Genomic DNA, 13,529 nt, shown 5'->3' on the forward strand with positions numbered 1-13,529 from the left:
AATGAACATGAGGGGGATGTGGAAATGGCTCCGAATCAAGAAAATACAATGTCCGAACAGTTAACACGTAATTTTTTAGAGTTGACTAGTCGGATGACGAAGAATGAAGCAATTGAGGAATCCAATCGTTGTCTTTATTGTTACGATGCACCGTGTATTAAAGCTTGTCCAACGAGTATTCAAATCCCAAATTTCATAAAAAAAATTGCTTCTGGTAATATGAAGGGCTCTGCTACGACTATATTAGAAGCAAATCCAATTGGTGCAAGCTGTGCAAGGGTTTGTCCAACGGAGGAACTATGTGAAGGGGCGTGTGTGTTAAATTCCTCAACAAAGCCAATTAAAATCGGAGAGTTACAGCGCTATGTAACAGATTGGGCAATGGCAACGAACGCTCAGCTATTTAAGCAAGGGCAAAGCAATGGACAGAAGGTAGCGATAATTGGCGCAGGTCCTGCTGGTTTATCCGCTGCACGTGAATTAAGTCGATTTGGTTATCAGGTCACGATTTATGAAGCTGAATCGAAAGCGGGTGGCTTAGGGAGCTATGGTATTGTGTCATTCCGTTTACCGAATGAAGTCGTTGATTGGGAAATTGAACAGATCGAAAAGCTTGGTGTGGAAATCAAAACAAACACAACTGTGGGTGTTGATATTTCTGCTGAAGAAATTTTGGAGCAATATGACAGTGTTATTTTAGCAGTCGGCATGGGATCTGTGCCAAATTTAGGCATTGAAGGTGAAGATTTAGTCGGTGTGCATGATGCAATAGAGTTTGTCAGAAAGACAAAAATGGGACCGCTTACAAAAGATATTGTTGGGAAGCGAGTGGCTGTCATTGGTGCAGGAAATACCGCGATTGATGGTGCTACATGTGCAATCCGTTTAGGTGCTGATAATGTTCAAATTCTTTATAGAAGAACGCAAAAAGAAATGACTGCGTACAAATTTGAATATGAATTTGCCAAGCAGGATGGTGTGGAATTTAAGTGGCTAACAGCACCGAAAAAAATTATCGGTAATGAGTCAGGTGAGGTCGTAGGTATAGAATGTGTGAAAATGAAGCTCGGTGAAGTAGGTGCTGATGGCCGACAAAGACCTGAGGAAATGAAGGGATCTAATTTTATTATTGAAGTGGATGCTGTTATTAAGGCAATCGGGCAAACACGTTTTGTGTCATTAATTGAAGCTTTTGGCTTACAGCATACAAATGGCGTGGTCGATATTGATGAAACGACAATGCAAACTTCAAATGACAAAGTATTTGCATGTGGAGATGTCGTCTTCGGAAATGGCCAGGGCGAGGCGATGGTTGTCACAGCTGTACAGCAAGGAAAAGACGCAGCATACAAGATCCACCAACGTTTAAGAAAACCTAGTGAGATTGCATAAGGGAGGAACTACTATGGCAGACTTACGCATTGACTTAGCGGGCATCAAATCGCCGAATCCATTTTGGCTTGCATCAGCACCACCGACGAATTCAGGTTATCAAGTACAACGCGCATTTGAAGCAGGGTGGGGTGGTGCTGTGTGGAAAACATTGGGGGATCCGATTTTAAATGTTTCTTCACGCTTTGCAGCTGTTAGCTTTAACGGCCAAAGAGTAGCTGGCTTCAATAATATTGAATTAATTACGGATCGTCCATTAGAGGTAAATTTACAAGAAATTTATGAAACGAAAAAAAGGTTTCCAGATCACGCAATCATCGCTTCCTTAATGGTGGAGCCAAAGCAAGAAAAGTGGCATGAGATTGTTAAACGAGTAGAAGATGTGGGGGTTGATGGTCTTGAGCTGAACTTTGGTTGTCCACATGGGATGGCAGAACGAGGAATGGGCTCTGCCTCTGGTCAAGTACCTGAATTGGTGGAAAAGCAAACGTACTGGGTGAAAGAGGCAGCGAAAACACCTGTAATCGTGAAGTTAACACCAAACATTACCGACATTACGGTAACAGCAGAAGCAGCCACAAGAGGTGGAGCAGATGCCATTAGTATGATTAATACAATAAACAGCTTAGCCGGTGTCGACTTAGATACATGGAATACAGTACCTCATGTAGCAGGAAAGGGTGCACATGGTGGCTATTGTGGTCCAGCCGTGAAACCAATTGCACTCAATATGGTTGCAGAATGTGCTCGTAATCCATTAATCAATGTTCCAATCTCGGGTATTGGTGGTATTTCCAACTGGCAAGATGCGGCAGAGTTTATATTAATGGGCGCTACTGGCGTGCAAGTTTGTACAGCGGCGATGCATCATGGCTTTAGTATTGTTGAGGATATGATCGATGGACTCAATAACTATTTAGATGAAAAAGGTATTGCCTCTGTCATGGATTTAGTAGGTCGTTCTGTTTCCAGATATTCTAATTGGGGCGACTTGGATTTAAATTATAAGATCGTGGCTGAAATTAATAACGATGTTTGCATTAACTGTAACAAATGCCATATTGCATGTGAGGATACATCCCATCAATGTATTGATTTATATACAGAAGATGGTCGCCCAATGTTGAAAGTTCGAGAAGAGGACTGTGTAGGCTGTAATTTATGTTCAATTGTTTGTCCAGTAGATGGTGCTATTACAATGGTTGAACGTCAATCTACAGTGCCACCAATGACTTGGAATGAACGTCAATCTCTGATTAGTAGTCTATCTAAGTAAACAAAACTTTTAAATAAACTGAAATTCCACCTTCCTTCAGCATTTTCGTTGAAGGGAGGAATGACCCCATGTAAGTTGTCACGAAAATTGGAAAAAAAGGAGAGATTATATGGAACGTGAAGGGAATTATTTAAAATCCCCAGATTTACTTCCAGTGACACATCAACAAAGAAATATTGGAACATTTGGTTTTGCAGTAATTTGGATAGGTATGGCAATTGTATTAGCGGCTTTTGCAATCGGTGGCTCAGCCATCATAAGCTTACCATTGCCAATGGTAATTTTAGCAACGTTGATTGGCTCGTGTTTAATTGGTGTGTTGATGACGTTAATTGGTGATATAGGCATTGAACATGGGTTATCATTCCCCGTCTACATGCGTGCTCCGTTCGGTACATTTGGCACACATATTCCGTCACTTGTTCGTGGTGTAACGGCTGCCTGTTGGTTTGGTTTAAACACGTATTTTGGAGCATTAGCTATAAACGGTATTTTAAATTTACTTTTTAGTTTTGATAATTGGTTTATCTGTTTCATTGTCTTTGCAGCACTTCAGTTATTTAATACATCACTCGGGATTAAATCTATTGAACGCTTTGCAGATTTGGCAGCGCCAGTTATTATTTTAATTTCATGCTGGATGTATCATACATTGGCAGATACTGCGGTAGCTCAAGGGAAGAATATTTGGACGTGGGTGGAAGCACCAACAACAGGATTTACAGCCTTCACTGCATTTATGGTAGTGATTATGGCGAATATGGGATTTTGGGCGACGCTAGCAGCCGATATGCCCTCACTTTCTCGCTTCTTTAAAGCACCAAAAAATGAACGAAATTGGTTCAAACGCAACAAAACACAACTTGTTGGCTCATTAATCGTCATGCCGATTACAAATACGTTCATTGTAACAATTGGTGCTGTGTGCTATATGGCCGTTGCCTCTGCAGATCCTATCAATGCATTACAGCAAAGTGCAAGTGGCTTTATTTTAGGGATTTTACTATTAATGATTGTATTAGCTCAATGGTCAACTAACACCTCTGCAAATGTGATCCCAGCGGCAACAATTTTCTCAAATCTCGGTGGTCCGAAAGTGCCGTTTTGGGTTGGGGTTGTTATTGCAGGAATCATTGGTATTCTAGCACAGCCTTGGAGCTTATTTGATGTGTTAGTCAATGCACTTTTGATTATCGGGGGTATTTTAACAGCAATTGTTGGGATATTATTTGCTGATTATTATTTAATTCGTAAACGTCGTGTGCACGTAAAAGCACTTTATGAATTAAAGGGTCAGTATAAGTATTTGAATGGCTTTAACTTAGCCGGCTTAATCGCTTGGATTATCGGTGGAGTAATGGCAAATATATTTTCCACGTATTCTTCATTAGTAGGATTCTTGGTGGGGGCATTTGTATATTATGTACTAGCGAAGTATTGGTGGTTCAAAAAATACCCTCAAGCTGAGCTAGAAGATCCAAGTGATGCAAAATATTTGGGAATTACAGCTGGACACAATTTGGATGAACTATTTGGACAGCAACAAGCGCCTGCTCCAATTGTTGTCCCCGATGAAGATGAAATCGCTGAACAACCAGATCCGCTGTTAAAAGGTGCAGAATAAAAATTAAACACCAAGGTGAGGTGATTGCATGTCAGAACATCAAAAAAGCACAGAGGAAATCAAAAAAGTGGATCATTATTTAGATAGCGGCTATAAAATCCAATATGTTTATGAAAATTTAAGTGGAATGTTTGTAGAATTTGCCCGTCAAGAAGAAGTGATCCTGCTACAAATTCTAACAGCAGATGCACGCAAATATTTCTCCGCAAAGCTTCAAGAACAGACGTTATTGCAATAACAAAGGTAACTCTATTTCATTTAATGAAATAGAGTTTTTTTATGGAATATGTTGCTGATAACGGCTATCCAACTGTAATGACAGCCAAAGATGTGGATAGAGTCGTCAAAGTGACGTATAGAACGGTCAAAATCGTGGATAGAACAGTCGAAGTGATGGATAGACTCCAAAGTGACGGAAAGAACCCTCAAAGTGACGGATAGAATCGACTAAGCGACGGATGGAACCACCGAAGTGACGGATAGAATCGTCAAAGCGACGGATAGAATCCAAGTGACGGATAGAATCGTCAAAGCGACGGATAGAGCCGCCGAAGTGACGGATAGAATCCGAAGTGACGGATAGAATCGTCAAAGCGACGGATGGAACCACCGAAGTGACGGATAGAAATCAAAGTGACGGATAGAATCGTCAAAGCGACGGATAGAATCCGAAGTGACGGATATAATCGTCAAAGTGACGGATAGAGCCGCCGAAGTGACGGATAGAAATCAAAGTGACGGATAGAATCGTCAAAGCGACGGATGGAACCACCGAAGTGACGGATATAATCGTCAAAGTGACGGATAGAACCGCCAAAAACGTGGATAGAGCCGTCAAAAACGTGGATAGACTTGCCGAAGCGGTGATGGATTTTTGCCGTGATCATTTTTGTTTTTCCTAAAAATACAATTGTGTTTTTTGATAGAATTGATTATTATTATAAAATAATTCATCGTAGAAGAACTTCAGAGAAAGAGGCGTAGTTTGAGTGGCAAATAAAGAATTAAAAAGGGGATTAGATGCACGTCATATCCAAATGATTGCTCTTGGAGGCACTATTGGCGTGGGCTTGTTTATGGGGTCTGCAAGTGCTATTCAGTGGACAGGACCTTCCGTGCTCCTTGCATATGCTATAGCAGGTCTATTTATTTTTTTCATTATGCGAGCAATGGGAGAAATGCTTTATATGGAGCCGAGTACGGGTTCCTTTGCAACATTTGGCTATAAATATATACACCCATTAGCAGGTTATTTAACAGCGTGGAGTAACTGGTTTCAGTGGGTTATTGTTGGGATGTCAGAGATTATAGCAGTAGGCACGTATATGCAGTATTGGTATCCTGATTTACCAGCATGGATTCCAGGATTGATCGCCATGGTGATTTTAGGTGTGGCCAACTTTATTTCTGTTAAAACTTTTGGAGAATTTGAGTTTTGGTTTGCTATGATTAAAATAGTAACGATTGTTTTAATGATTATTGCAGGCTTTGGTCTTATTTTCTTCGGGATTGGTAATGGGGGCGTGGCAATCGGATTATCGAATCTTTGGAATCATGGAGGTTTCTTTACTGGCGGCTGGACAGGTTTCTTCTTTGCGTTATCATTAGTAGTTGCAGCCTATCAAGGTGTTGAGCTCATTGGAATTACAGCAGGAGAAGCGAAAAATCCTCAAAAAACTATAACGAATGCGATTCAAAGTATTATTTGGCGTATTTTAATATTTTATATCGGTGCAATCTTTATCATTGTAACGGTTTATCCGTGGGATGAGTTAGGCACGATTGGTAGCCCGTTTGTTGCAACTTTTGCAAAGGTTGGAATTACCGCTGCGGCAGGTATTATTAATTTTGTGGTCATTACAGCAGCAATGTCAGGCTGTAATAGTGGAATTTATAGTGCTGGACGTATGCTATATACACTTGCCATGAATGGACAAGCACCACAATTTTTTGCGAAGCTTTCTAAAAATGGTGTTCCGATATTTGGCACTGCAGGCGTGCTAATCGGATTGTTTATCGGCGTTATTTTAAGTTATATTGCACCAGGAAATTTATTTGTCTATGTATACAGTGCTAGTGTTTTACCGGGGATGGTTCCGTGGTTTATTATTTTAATCAGTCAACTACGATTTAGAAAAATTAAAGGTGAACAACTTTCCAAGCACCCATTCAAAATGCCCTTTACACCATTTACAAACTATATAACGATTGCCTTTTTAATAATGGTGCTAATCGGTATGTGGATTAATGATGATACTAGAGTTTCACTTATTGTGGGCATTATTTTCTTAGTTCTTGTGATCATGAGCTATTATGTTTTTAGAATTGGAAAAAATCGTCCCGTTAATAAATAATGAAATGTAAAAAGGATGTATTTCTCTACTATGAGATACATCCTTTTTGCTTATTATCAATAGTGGATTGTCCCTTTTAACTACTGTTCTTTGCGCATAATAAAGCTTAAATGTCTACCAGTCTGTTTATCTTGGCGGTAGGAAAAACCATCTGGGCTAAGAAATGTGCACGTTGAATCAATCGAAATTTGCTTAGAAGGAATACCTGCAAGCTCACATTGTTTTTTGACCGTTTGTTGATTATCGATATGATATTTATTTGTTTCTGCATTGTAATATATAAAATCCTCCGCATAGCCTAGACTATGGAATTTATCGTAAACATCTGCATCTACCTCGAATTTCTGCTGACTGAGTGCCATACCGATTTGTACATGAAAATCTTGCGGATTACAATGCTCATGCTCTATCAAATGCTGGAAAAGCTTTGATGTTACTTCCTTGACAGTGCCTTGCCAGCCTGAATGAACCACGCCAACAAGGCCCTTGACCTCATTATAAAAAATGACAGGGACGCAATCGGCTGTAAAACTACATAAAAGTAAATTAGGCTCTACTGTATAAAGTGCATCGGTATTCCTAATGGCATTGTCCATCTTTTCAGCGCCACGTCCTTTATCCGAAATCGTGACCTTTTGGAAATTAGCACTATGCGTTTGTTGCGTGCATACAAAATGATTTAAGTCGCAATCTAAAGAAGTTGCTAATTTTTTTCGATTTTCTAGGACATCAGCTTCATTTAAACAAGTATGCAGTGCCATATTGTTATGTTCTAGCTCGATGTCATCCTTTAAGGTAGTGCCTGCGATAAATTGGTCATTATCAAAATAAATTTTAGTTTTCATATCATCACCTCGTCTTACTATATATGATTGGTCCATGAATGTATAGGCGCTTACGCTTAGGATTTTAAGAGCTTTCAGTAATTACATATCCTTCTACAATTTTTTTAGACATAAAGAATAGATTTCTTCACATATAGTATCGAAGAATCATAAATGAAGGAAGGTGTAAAAATGACTCAAGAAAAACTTCTATTAATCTGCCATTTTTGTATGTGGTTCTTTTGGATTATTACATATATATTAATCATTAAACAAGGCATAAAGGATAAGAGATATGGAATGCCTATGGCCGCAATTTGTGCCAATATTTCATGGGAATTTATTTTTTCATTTATTCACCCAATAAATGACTTGCAAAGGATTCTTACTTTCTTGTGGTTTCTTTTGGATATCTTCATTCTGATGCAATTTTTACTTTATGGTTATAAGGAATTTAAAAAAATTATTCCGAGAAAGGTATTTTATGCATCTTTTTTTATAACACTCGTAGTAAGCTTTTTTACGATTTTAGCGATGATGTATGAATTCGATGATATGGCAGGCATATACGCCGCATTTTTCCAAAATCTGATGATGTCAGGGCTTTTTATCGCCTTATTCATACAAAGAGGAAATTTAAGTGGTCAATCAATGGGCATCGCCGTTTGTAAAATGATTGGAACTGTGTTTGCTGCAGTTGGCTTCTATTTGTATTTTAGAACACCATTAATTACTATTATTTCGCTGGCAATCTTTATTTATGATTGGATTTATATCGTTTTAATCTATAGGTTTTCTGTGAAGTTTGCTAAATGAAAAAACGGATAAAGATGTACCGTGACCTTCTTTTTTTAAACAAATAAAAATGATGAAATGAAACACACTATCAGCAATACACGAATAAGATGTCTCTGTAGTATGAAGATAGGTAGGTGTTTTATTTGAAAAAGAAGTGGATGACCACATTATGTATTCTTTGTACAATTGGGCTAGTTGGCTGCCAGGGGAAAACTGCGGATGACAAAAAGCAAGAACAACAAATGCAAGAGTCAGAGCAAAAAGCTGAGGATTTAAAAAAGCCAGTTACTGCAGAACAACAACCAATAGAGCCTGTCGTTGTTGAAATTATAGATCCTTCAACGAAAGTCATCATACAAACAATTTCACCGAAAGACATGGGCTATGAGCGTGATCAACAATCGTATACGAAACAAATTGAGCAATTAGCGAAAAAGTTGGCGAGAGGGAATGAAAAAACGGTTGGCTATGATAAACGTATGATCCTCGATAAGCTGGACGATCATGGGAAAATAATGAAAGGTAGTCCGTTAATTGTTTTAAAAGAAAGTGAATTAGTAGAAAGAATATTAGAAGCATCGGCTACCGGGGGTAAAGTGGAGATGCCCCTTATTATTACAGAAAGTGGCTATTATTTAGAAGATATTCCTTTGTTAGAAAATGTAGTAGTGGCATCCTATACAACATACTTCAATACCCATGATGTTGGTAGAAATAAAAATATCGAGCTTTCTGCGAAGGCCATCAATAATGTTATCGTTGGAAGTGGAGATTATTTCTCGTTTAATACAGTCGTTGGACCTAGAGATGAAGCGAATGGATATCAGCCCGCACCAGAAATTATTAACAAAAAGGTTGTGATGGGCATTGGGGGAGGTATTTGTCAAACGTCTTCAACTTTATTTAACGCAGTTGATCAAGTACCTGTAAAATTTGTTGAACGGCATCATCATTCTTTAGATGTTGGGTATGTTCCAAAAGGGAGAGACGCTACTGTTTCTTATGGTGGTTTAGATTTTAGATTTCAAAATACAACTAACGTACCGTTTTTGATCAAAGCAAACTATAGTAAAAATTCGCTAACAGTTGAGGTAAGAACTGCAGAGAAATATGTAGAAATCTTGAAAAGGTCGTAGTAGTTTTCCAAAGACACTTTAGCTTAAGGTGTCTTTTTTAAATTGTCATGCTATAGTTAAATTGAGGGATTTTAGTATAATCGTGTTATGGGAGAAGGGGAAAAATAATGCATGCAAAACTCCAGGCAGCAATAGATTCTATCGATTTTTACCAAGTTACATATCCAGATGATGCTTGTATTATAGTGGCTGATACTGAGAAGGTCATCGGCTACAAGCCAGGTAAACAAGTAGACTTAAAGATTAAAGTTGGGGATCCTGTAGTCAAGTATCGTGGAACAACAACTGAAAAGTCTCTAAGCCAAGGAAAGTTCATTCGGGAAGAGCGAGGTTCTGAGGGCTTTGGACTGGCGTATATTGCCTCTGCACAGCCTATTTTTGATGGTGGAAAAGTAATCGGTGTGTTAAGTGCCATTATTTCGAATGAAAAAATGGATAGTATGCGTTTATTAGCAACTGAGCTTTCGAGTGCTGTTGAAGAAATGACCGCAACGAATGAAGAGTTAGCAGTGGCAAGTGTTGATGTATCCAATCGCTTGGGAGAGCTATCCGAGTTTTCGGGATCAATGACTGGCGATATTCAACAAATCAATACGATTGTTCATTTAGTAAAAGATTTAGCTATGAAATCTAAAATTCTTGGATTAAATGCATCTATCGAGGCTGCTCGCTCAGGTGAGCATGGGAGAGGCTTTGCAGTAGTCGCTTCTGAAATACAGAAAATGTCACAAAGTAGTACGGAAAGTGCCGAAAGCATTACAAACCAATTAGAAAACATTAAACATTCTATTGATCAAGTCAATGAATCAGCAAATCAAATCGCAACGTTTACCAAGCAATTTTCAGTGAGTATGTATGAATTAACCGATGCTTATAAAGGAATTAACAGCGTATCAGAAAAATTAATGCATATTAGCGAAGTAAAGGCTTAATCATTATAAAAGGATAATAGCAAAATATTCGCTATTATCCTTTTCGTCTATATGATAGTTAAAATTTCTTGCGGTTTAGCAACTTTGTAATCGGGTTCCTCATGTTGTACAACTTCAATAGCGTCATATCCCCAACCAACCCAAATGATAGGCACACCCGCTTTTTTGCAGGCTACGATATCTCTTTGCTCATCACCAATGTATAAAACTTCTGACGATGTAATGCTTGAGTCCTTTAAAAATTTCTTTATCACTTTATCCTTTCCAAAAATACGGTTTGAACAAAGAACGTCTGATACACAATGGATGCCGTTCATTTTTAGAAATTCTAAAATGTTCTCCTGTGAATTGGAGGAAATAATAAGGATCTTATAACCCCTTTTATCAATTTCCAACAGGACTTCCTTCATACCATCATAAAGATGAACATCATTTAATGACTGGCGATACAAGCGATAAAACTGAGGTAAAATCATGGGCAATTTATACATAGGGAAGTCGAATAATTTACTTCGTTCCGCTATAGATAATTTTTTCAATGCTTCAATTTCCTTTAACTCGATTCCTTTAAATTTATATTTTTGCGCGATTGTATTCCAAGCCGACGCAAACACTGCCGTAGAATCTGCCAATGTTCCATCAAAATCAAAGATAATATATTTCATTACAAATTTTCTCCTTTATCATCTAATTGTAAAGACGTTTCTTTCTTGAAAATGTTACTGCCTATACTAAAAAAAGTGACATGATTATACAGGATATGAAACAAAGTATTACAAAGAACTCTAAATGAGCAATATTTTTTTCTAAATAAATTTTTCTAATGTAAAGCCTTCTGATTGCTGAATTTTCAGATAATTTTATTATGTAAAATTCCTGTCATTCGTTCGCATAGCAAACGAGTGACAGGTACAGTCTATTGTGAAGCATTTTCTGTTTTTTCTCGTTTTTTTGTTAAATAATAGGCATTTACCGAAGATGTAATAGGAATGATCAGTGCGATACCAATCCCTGCACAAAAAATCATAATAATTTCAGTGGCAAATACTTTAGAATTTAAAATTTCACCAATTGAATAAGATAAATCTTTAAACCAAATGAGTAGGCTTAGATATCCACCAAAGAAAGCATAGAATAAAGTATTTGTATCTGTACCTAAAATGTCCTTTCCGATGCTTAAACCTGATGTAAATAGTTTTTTTCTACTTATTGCAGGATTATGGTGAAGAATCTCATGCATGGAAGTGGCAATGGAAATGGCAACATCCAAAATTGCACCAATGGTACTCATAATAATGACGGAGGCTCCAATTTGCGCAAAGTTAACCCCTATATAAAGTGAAAATATGCTAATTTCTTCTGTTGATTCTTCCCCAAATCCTCGAATCATTGATTTTTCCGTAACAAAAACAATGAAAAGTAATAAAACTACAATCGTAATCATTGTAGAAATGAAAGCAGTCATCGTTTTACTACTCATTTCATTTATAAAAAATAAGCTAATCCAACTTATGACGGTACAGGCAATAAGCGTTAATATAACCGGACTATTCTTAGGATTGGTCATTAAAAAGATTGTAATAAAGAGTACCCCAAAGTTCAAAAATAAAGATAGAAAAGACCGTACTCCTTTTTTTCCACCAATAACGATCATCAATATGAATAAAATGGCACTTAACCAAACTAATACATTCATTATTTTGCCCTCTTTCGATTAATGAAAAAAATAGAAGTATATAGACTGATCGGAATCGTTAAAACAACACCAATTCCACCTGCTAGTGCACGAGCTAATTCTAACGAAAGGTTTAAGGAAAGTGTTTGTCCTAATGGATAAGAATTTTTTAAATATAAAATTAACATAGGAATTGAACCACATATATAAACAAAGAACAAAATACTTGTAATTGTTCCCATAATATCTTTCCCGATATCCATTCCTGAGCTTTTCAGTGCTTGGTCAGAGATATTTTCATTTTGTTCAAATAAAGCGAACATTGAGGAAGTCATTGTAATGGAGACATCCATTACAGCTCCTAGTGCCCCAATAAATAGCCCTGCTATAAAAATCACTCGATAAGGTCGCGTTAAAAATTGCATTTCTTCATATCGTAGCCCATTCTCGTTAGTCATCCACAGAACTAAAGCGCTAATCAATAACGAAATAAATGTCCCTATAAGTGTTGCAACAACCGCTGCATATGTTTTTTCATTCAAGCCGTTAATAAGTAGTAAGGATATGACGGTAAATAAAAGAACACATACCCCGCTTATAAATATCAAATTTAAATTTGATTGTACATATAAATCCAATGCGAAGGATAATACAAGAGAGTTTACTATTAAACTGATGATTGAAAATAAACCTTGTCTTTTACCAACAATCAACAACGCAAAAATAAAAATCCACGCTACTATTAAGATAAACTGATCACGTTTTACATCTAAAATAGTCCCCGTTAAATCTCCATTTTTGTCTGTATTTGCTTTAATGGAAACAAATAATTTATTCCCAACATGGTACTCTTGATCGTAGGCACCAGAAGCTGAATACTCATTTGTAAAATGAATAAGCTTCCCTTTTTCTTCCCCATTTTTTAAAACAGCTGTTATAAACTGAGTAGATAAACGATCTTCATTTTCATACATATCTGTTACAGGGTTTGATTCTTTTAATTCCGTTTTTATAACTTCTGCAATTGATCGATCATAAAATACTTCGTTGTGATAAACGAAATAAACTGAAGCGATAAAGCAAATTACAACAAAAGTATAAAATATAATGTTGTAATAAGATTTTTTTTTCAAGATGTTTTGCAATATAAAACCTCCGATGAGAAAAGGGAACCTAATCATGTTGCGTTATAGTCATAGTTAGTGCTGACACGAACAATGACTCACAATTTTTACTCTGATTTTTTGGTCAAGCAGATAAAAAAGTGCCATTATAAAGTAACGTGCTAATTGAATAGAGGTTCCAAAATAATTTTAGTCATGGCTAATGGCATACTAAGTTAGTTATAGCATAATTAAAATGTGATTTCCAAAAACCTTTAATTTGGATATAAAACAATGTGTAAAATAAGCTCAGGGCAAATTTGGGTACTAGACAGCGCGAGCTTACGAATGCGAAATAAAATATTGAAAAAAATTTGTGAAGAATTATCTGGATAATAAAATAAAATAGTGTTAT

At 37.0% G+C, this 13,529-nt stretch carries 14 protein-coding genes; 8 read left to right on the plus strand and 6 right to left on the minus strand.

Going from position 1 to position 13,529, the window contains the following annotated elements:
• Window positions 1-24: 24 nt before the first annotated feature.
• The 4 genes from MWJ95_RS01265 to MWJ95_RS01280 all read left to right on the plus strand — a co-directional run bounded on the left by MWJ95_RS01265 (window position 25) and on the right by MWJ95_RS01280 (window position 4,530).
• On the plus strand, window positions 25-1,392 hold the full coding sequence (locus MWJ95_RS01265; protein WP_249103766.1) for an NAD(P)-dependent oxidoreductase: 1,368 nt from the start codon (window positions 25-27) through the stop codon (window positions 1,390-1,392).
• Window positions 1,393-1,405: 13 nt separating this feature from the next.
• Entirely contained in the window at window positions 1,406-2,668 is a 1,263-nt protein-coding gene (preA, locus tag MWJ95_RS01270) for an NAD-dependent dihydropyrimidine dehydrogenase subunit PreA (protein ID WP_249074102.1), read from the plus strand.
• 109 nt (window positions 2,669-2,777) lie between these two features.
• Complete coding sequence (locus tag MWJ95_RS01275; protein WP_249103768.1) at window positions 2,778-4,292, plus strand: NCS1 family transporter; 1,515 nt, start codon at window positions 2,778-2,780, stop codon at window positions 4,290-4,292.
• A gap of 28 nt (window positions 4,293-4,320) precedes the next feature.
• A complete protein-coding gene (locus MWJ95_RS01280) occupies window positions 4,321-4,530 on the plus strand; it encodes a hypothetical protein (RefSeq protein WP_249074100.1) in 210 nt (69 codons plus the stop codon).
• 126 nt (window positions 4,531-4,656) lie between these two features.
• Here the strand turns inward: MWJ95_RS01280 and MWJ95_RS01285 are convergent, their stop codons facing one another.
• Entirely contained in the window at window positions 4,657-4,884 is a 228-nt protein-coding gene (locus MWJ95_RS01285) for a hypothetical protein (RefSeq protein WP_249103771.1), read from the minus strand.
• A gap of 97 nt (window positions 4,885-4,981) precedes the next feature.
• Complete coding sequence (locus tag MWJ95_RS01290) at window positions 4,982-5,179, minus strand: hypothetical protein (protein ID WP_249103773.1); 198 nt, start codon at window positions 5,177-5,179, stop codon at window positions 4,982-4,984.
• Window positions 5,180-5,281: 102 nt separating this feature from the next.
• On the opposite strand from MWJ95_RS01290, the gene MWJ95_RS01295 reads away from it, so the two are divergent.
• Window positions 5,282-6,646, plus strand: coding sequence for an amino acid permease (locus MWJ95_RS01295; RefSeq protein WP_249103776.1), 1,365 nt, complete (start codon window positions 5,282-5,284; stop codon window positions 6,644-6,646).
• An 80-nt stretch (window positions 6,647-6,726) separates the two neighbouring features.
• Here the strand turns inward: MWJ95_RS01295 and pgeF are convergent, their stop codons facing one another.
• Window positions 6,727-7,491, minus strand: coding sequence for a peptidoglycan editing factor PgeF (pgeF, locus tag MWJ95_RS01300; protein WP_249071605.1), 765 nt, complete (start codon window positions 7,489-7,491; stop codon window positions 6,727-6,729).
• 171 nt (window positions 7,492-7,662) lie between these two features.
• On the opposite strand from pgeF, the gene MWJ95_RS01305 reads away from it, so the two are divergent.
• The 3 genes from MWJ95_RS01305 to MWJ95_RS01315 all read left to right on the plus strand — a co-directional run bounded on the left by MWJ95_RS01305 (window position 7,663) and on the right by MWJ95_RS01315 (window position 10,336).
• Window positions 7,663-8,286, plus strand: coding sequence for a transmembrane-type terpene cyclase (locus MWJ95_RS01305; protein ID WP_249103779.1), 624 nt, complete (start codon window positions 7,663-7,665; stop codon window positions 8,284-8,286).
• Between the two features lie 125 nt (window positions 8,287-8,411).
• Complete coding sequence (locus MWJ95_RS01310; RefSeq protein ID WP_249103781.1) at window positions 8,412-9,404, plus strand: VanW family protein; 993 nt, start codon at window positions 8,412-8,414, stop codon at window positions 9,402-9,404.
• 107 nt (window positions 9,405-9,511) lie between these two features.
• Window positions 9,512-10,336 (plus strand): methyl-accepting chemotaxis protein, encoded by an 825-nt coding sequence (locus MWJ95_RS01315; RefSeq protein ID WP_249071612.1) that lies wholly within the window; start codon window positions 9,512-9,514, stop codon window positions 10,334-10,336.
• 47 nt (window positions 10,337-10,383) lie between these two features.
• Here the strand turns inward: MWJ95_RS01315 and MWJ95_RS01320 are convergent, their stop codons facing one another.
• From MWJ95_RS01320 to MWJ95_RS01330, 3 genes are all read right to left on the minus strand, one after another.
• A complete protein-coding gene (locus MWJ95_RS01320; RefSeq protein ID WP_249071614.1) occupies window positions 10,384-11,001 on the minus strand; it encodes an HAD-IA family hydrolase in 618 nt (205 codons plus the stop codon).
• A 251-nt stretch (window positions 11,002-11,252) separates the two neighbouring features.
• The gene (locus tag MWJ95_RS01325; protein WP_249071616.1) at window positions 11,253-12,032 is read right to left on the minus strand and encodes a YibE/F family protein; all 780 of its coding nucleotides are present in this window, start codon (window positions 12,030-12,032) and stop codon (window positions 11,253-11,255) included.
• On the minus strand, window positions 12,032-13,192 hold the full coding sequence (locus MWJ95_RS01330) for a YibE/F family protein (protein WP_481817337.1): 1,161 nt from the start codon (window positions 13,190-13,192) through the stop codon (window positions 12,032-12,034). Before MWJ95_RS01330 ends, MWJ95_RS01325 begins: the two co-directional genes overlap by 1 nt.
• Window positions 13,193-13,529 lie beyond the last annotated feature (337 nt).

Origin of the sequence: Lysinibacillus sp. Bpr_S20 (assembly GCF_023337835.1) — a bacterium.
In the GTDB taxonomy this organism is placed as follows: Bacteria; Bacillota; Bacilli; order Bacillales_A; family Planococcaceae; genus Lysinibacillus.

Coding starts and splice junctions, on each gene's coding strand:
- MWJ95_RS01265 (WP_249103766.1), top strand. CDS start 25: ATGGCTCCGAATCAAGAAAATACAATGTCCGAACAGTTAACACGTAAT.
- preA (WP_249074102.1), top strand. CDS start 1,406: ATGGCAGACTTACGCATTGACTTAGCGGGCATCAAATCGCCGAATCCA.
- MWJ95_RS01275 (WP_249103768.1), top strand. CDS start 2,778: ATGGAACGTGAAGGGAATTATTTAAAATCCCCAGATTTACTTCCAGTG.
- MWJ95_RS01280 (WP_249074100.1), top strand. CDS start 4,321: ATGTCAGAACATCAAAAAAGCACAGAGGAAATCAAAAAAGTGGATCAT.
- MWJ95_RS01290 (WP_249103773.1), bottom strand. CDS start 5,179: ATGATCACGGCAAAAATCCATCACCGCTTCGGCAAGTCTATCCACGTT.
- pgeF (WP_249071605.1), bottom strand. CDS start 7,491: ATGAAAACTAAAATTTATTTTGATAATGACCAATTTATCGCAGGCACT.
- MWJ95_RS01305 (WP_249103779.1), top strand. CDS start 7,663: ATGACTCAAGAAAAACTTCTATTAATCTGCCATTTTTGTATGTGGTTC.
- MWJ95_RS01315 (WP_249071612.1), top strand. CDS start 9,512: ATGCATGCAAAACTCCAGGCAGCAATAGATTCTATCGATTTTTACCAA.
- MWJ95_RS01320 (WP_249071614.1), bottom strand. CDS start 11,001: ATGAAATATATTATCTTTGATTTTGATGGAACATTGGCAGATTCTACG.
- MWJ95_RS01325 (WP_249071616.1), bottom strand. CDS start 12,032: ATGAATGTATTAGTTTGGTTAAGTGCCATTTTATTCATATTGATGATC.
- MWJ95_RS01330 (WP_481817337.1), bottom strand. CDS start 13,192: ATGATTAGGTTCCCTTTTCTCATCGGAGGTTTTATATTGCAAAACATC.